The 3,314-nt window shown below is 67.5% G+C and carries 2 protein-coding genes and 2 pseudogenes; all 4 read left to right on the plus strand.

The window, feature by feature from the left end; translation table 11 throughout:
* Window positions 1–167: 167 nt before the first annotated feature.
* Window positions 168–524: pseudogene (locus Q7A36_RS41980) on the plus strand (transposase); the annotation flags it as partial.
* Between the two features lie 500 nt (window positions 525–1,024).
* Window positions 1,025–2,022 (plus strand): annotated as a pseudogene (locus Q7A36_RS39035) (IS3 family transposase); the annotation flags it as partial.
* A 42-nt stretch (window positions 2,023–2,064) separates the two neighbouring features.
* The gene (locus Q7A36_RS39040) at window positions 2,065–3,051 is read left to right on the plus strand and encodes a transposase (protein ID WP_305109182.1); all 987 of its coding nucleotides are present in this window, start codon (window positions 2,065–2,067) and stop codon (window positions 3,049–3,051) included.
* Window positions 3,052–3,096: 45 nt separating this feature from the next.
* On the plus strand, window positions 3,097–3,276 hold the full coding sequence (locus Q7A36_RS39045; protein ID WP_305109183.1) for an amidohydrolase family protein: 180 nt from the start codon (window positions 3,097–3,099) through the stop codon (window positions 3,274–3,276).
* Window positions 3,277–3,314 lie beyond the last annotated feature (38 nt).

A 3,314-nucleotide genomic window follows, 5' to 3' on the forward strand; every position in this document is an offset into this window, starting at 1 on the left:
GCGAGACAAGGCTGAGGATCAGGGCTCCAAGGTTACTCTGCACATATGGGTATTGCTCGCCCGTCCCAGTACCCTGCTGCACCAGAAGCGATACTGCTGGCGAAATGCGACTGCCGGGGGGCGGATCGGCGTTGACGGGCTGTTTTCCTGACCCGTTGAGGTGGACCATGTGCTTGCGTCCTGGATCGCCGCTGCCGGTGCCTGGCGACACCGCCCATGTGGCGCGGCTGGCCTTTCCTCAAGGCAATCCGCTGTTGAGCCTGCGCGATAGGCTGGGGCCAGTGTTCGACGATCGCCGCTTTGTGCAGCTGTTCCCTGGCAAGGGACAGCCGGCCGAGGCGCCGTGGCAGCTGGCGCTTGTGACCCTGCTGCAGTTTGCGGAAGAACTCTCGGATCGGCAGGCGGCGGAGGCGGTGCGGAGCCGGATTGACTGGAAGTATCTGCTCGGCCTGTCGCTGACAGACGCCGGCTTCGACAGCACGGTGCTCAGTGAGTTCCGTGCGCGGCTGGTGGCGGGCGCCGCGGAGGCGCTGTTGCTGGATGCGGTGCTGGAGGTCGCGGCTGCACATCAGCTTCTCAAGGCGGGCGGGCGGCAGCGCACCGACTCCACCCATGTGCTGGCGGCGACGCGGGCGATCAACCGGATCGAATGCGTGCATGAGACGCTGCGGCATGCGCTGGAGGTGCTGACCCTTGCAGCGCCGACATGGCTGCTGATGCACGTCTTGCCACATTGGGCCGAGGCCTACGGCCGACGCGCTTTCGACGAGCGCCTGCCGCGTTCGGCAGCCAAGCGGGCGGCCTGGGCACAGCAGATCGGCGAGGACGGGCATCACCCGCTTGCCGCCCTCGATGCCGCGGCCACGCCGGATTGGCTCCGGCAGTTGCCTGGGGCGACAATGCTGCGCCGTGTCTGGATCCAGCAGTTCTATGTCTGCGATAGCCAAGTGCAGTGGCGCGGCGAGCGCGAGGGTGTTCCGCCAGCTGCACGGTTTGTCAGCTCGCCACGGCGCGCCGCGTGGGCCCGAGCCCGGCGGACCAGGCGGCGGAGATCGGGCGGTTGCGGCGTGAGCTCGATCGCGTTCGGATGGAGCGCGACATCTTGGGAAAAGCTGCGCTCATCTTCGGCAAGGCGACGAGCCGGAGGTGAGCTATGCCTTCATCCGCGATCACGTCGCCGACTTCCCTGTCCAGATTATGTGCGTGGTGCTGGGCGTGAGCCGCAGCGGCTACTACGACTGGGTCAGCCGCCCGGAGAGCGCGCGGGCGGTCGAGGACCGCGCCGTGGCGGCCGAGATCCGCACCGCGCACGAGGACAATCTCGGGCGCTATGGCAGCCCGCGCGTGCACGCCGTCCTGCGCGGCCATGGCCGGCGAGTTGGCCGCAAGCGGGTGGCGCGTCTGATGCGCGGCATGGGCTTGTCGGGCAGGCGCAAGCGGCGGTTCCGCCGCACGACGGACAGCGCGCACGCCTATCCTGTGGCGCCGAACCTGCTCGAGCGCGACTTCACCGCCAGCGCGCCGGATCGGGTCTGGCTAGCTGATCTGACCTACATATGGACGGCCGAGGGTTGGATGTACCTGGCCGTGGTGCTCGACCTGTTCTCTCGCCGTGTCGTCGGTTGGGCCATGGCAGACCACCTTGGCCATGAGCTCGCGCTGGCCGCGCTCGACATGGCCATCGCGCGTCAGCGCCCTGCGCCCGGCCTCACCCATCACTCGGACCGCGGAGTGCAATTCGCAGCGCGAGAGTACCGCAAGCGGCTGAAGCAGCACGGCATGCTGTGCTCCATGAGCCGCAAAGGCGATTGCTGGGACAACGCGCCCATGGAGAGCTTCTATGCCACGCTGAAGGGCGAGCTCGTCGAGCAACGCGACTACCTGACGCGCGACGAAGCCAGGGCCGACATCTTCCAGTTCCTGGAGGGATGGTACAATCGCAGGCGCTTGCATTCGGCCTTGGGCTACATCACACCAGAGCAGAAGATCGCGGCGTTCCACGCGGCTGCTTCAGCCGCGTAACACTGTCCGTGAGAGCGGGGCAGGGCCAGCCTGCCACTCGAGGTGCACGACGCGGTGTTCACCTGGGTGCTGCGGCGCCTGGCTGAGCAGGGCCTGATCAAGGGCGAGCGGATCGGCGTCGACGCCTCGACCATGGAGGCCAACGCCGCTCTGCGGGCGATCGTGCGGCGCGACGGTGGCGAGAGCTACCGCGAGATGCTGGTGCGCATGGCTAAGGAGAGCGGCATCGAGACGCCGACGGCCGAGGACCTGATCCGGCTGGACCGCAAGCGCAAGGGCAAGACGCTGTCGAACGCCGAGTGGGTGAGCCCGACCGATCCGGATGCACGCATCACCAAGCTGAAGGACGGCCGCACACGCCTGGCCTACAAGCCCGAGCACGCGCTGGATCTCGACACCGGCGCGGTGGTCGCGGCCGAGATGCATAGCGCCGACAGGGGCGACACCGCGACCCTGCCCGGTACCCTGGAGAGTGCGGCCCGGCACCTGGCCGCGGTCGAGGCGGCGCCGAGCGCCGAGGCGCCTGCCGAGATGGTGGCCGACAAAGGATACCACTCGCGCGAGGTGCTGAAGACGCTCGACGACGGGCCGTGGAAGACCCGAATTGCCGAGCCCAAGCGCGACGGCTTCTCGCGCTGGCACGGCGATGACGCAGCCCGCCGCGCCGTCGTGAACAACCGCACCCGTCTGCTGTCCGGCGTGGCCCACATCGCGTTCAAGCTGCGCGCCGAGGTGGTGGAGCGGAGCTTCGCGCTGATTCTGGACCGAGGTGGAATGCGCCGCGCCTGGCTGCGCGGGCGGGAGAACCTGCACAAGCGCTACCTGATCCACGTCGCTGGCTACAACCTCGGCCTGATCATGCGGCTGCTGACGGGGTCAGGAACGCCTCGGGGGTTCCAGGCCAGGGTTTCGGCCTCGCTTGCTGCTATTGCCACCCCGAATGCTGGCCTGGTCGTCATTCTGATCGTCGTCGCTGGCGATCAGACCGCGGCCATCGCCTTCAGCATTGCACGAGACCCGCTCGGCTGACCGACCGCTTTCTCAACGGGCTGCTACGACTATGGGGCACTGCCCATGCAGCCGACCTCCGCGGAGCTGGCGGCCTATTGGCGCCCCTACATTGACACCTGCATTGATCTGTTCGGCGCCGAGCGGTGCCTGTTCGAGAGCAATTTTCCTGTCGAGAAGATGGGCATTGGCTACGCGGAGCTTTGGAACGCCTTCAAGCTCCTGGGGTGCGGCACGGTTCGATGAGACAGACGGCTGCGGTAGAAATCACCGCAACCGGAGGT

Origin of the sequence: Paracraurococcus lichenis (assembly GCF_030657435.1) — a bacterium.
GTDB classification, from domain to species: domain Bacteria; phylum Pseudomonadota; class Alphaproteobacteria; order Acetobacterales; family Acetobacteraceae; genus Paracraurococcus; species Paracraurococcus lichenis.